This window comes from Bradyrhizobium sp. 142 (assembly GCF_023074015.1).
Taxonomy (GTDB): Bacteria; Pseudomonadota; Alphaproteobacteria; order Rhizobiales; family Xanthobacteraceae; genus Bradyrhizobium.
This window is the reverse complement of sequence record NZ_JADPKQ010000163.1, coordinates 1-700: the sequence shown is the minus strand read 5'-3', so window position 1 is coordinate 700 and position 700 is coordinate 1. Positions and strand designations below refer to the sequence as shown.

1 protein-coding gene is annotated in these 700 nt (G+C 61.1%); it reads left to right on the top strand.

Going from position 1 to position 700, the window contains the following annotated elements:
• Positions 1 to 336: 336 nt before the first annotated feature.
• Positions 337 to 700: helix-turn-helix domain-containing protein (locus IVA82_RS15025; protein ID WP_247493361.1), on the top strand; the 364-nt coding region annotated here is incomplete at its 3' end.

The window sequence follows — 700 nt, the reverse complement described above, 5'->3', positions numbered from 1 at the left end:
CGCGCTTCAGGTACTATTACGTTCTCCGACTCCTGGCGGTGCATCGCTTCCCATTTCGCGTTCGCTTATAGGGTCGCTTACCTGGTTTAAAACCTTGGATGCGGATTCCGATTTATTCCGGCCGGGTATTCCGACTTGAAGCCGGCCATCGTTCCGATTTGAAGCCGGCCACGATTCCGAAATGAAACCGGCCGGCATTCCGATTTGAAGCCGGCCGGGTTTTGGAAGTCGGCGTTTTCGTTTGGGTCAGTCCCTCAGGCATCAAGTCCCTCGTTGATCAACGAGGGGAAGCGGATGCCGGCCAAGAGAGAACTGACCATGCGACAGATACGACAGATGCTGCGGCTTGCCCGTGATGGGGTGAGCGCCCGGGAGATCGGGCGCACGCTCGGGGTGGCGCGCAGCACCATCCAGGACAATCTCAAGCGTGCCTCGACTGCCGGGCTGGCGTGGCCGTTGGCGGGCGATCTGACCGACGCCGTTCTTGAACAACGTCTGTTTGCCCATGCCGGCGTCAGGCGCGGCTTCCGCCGGCGAGCTGAGCCGGATTGGGCCTCGCTGGCCTGTGAGCTGAAGCGGCCTGGCGTCAATCTGATGGTGCTGTGGGAGGAGTACCGGGCGGTCCATCCGGAAGGTTATGGCTACAGCCGGTTCTGCGATTTATTCCGGGAATTCGAGCGGCGGCTGTCTCCGACGATGC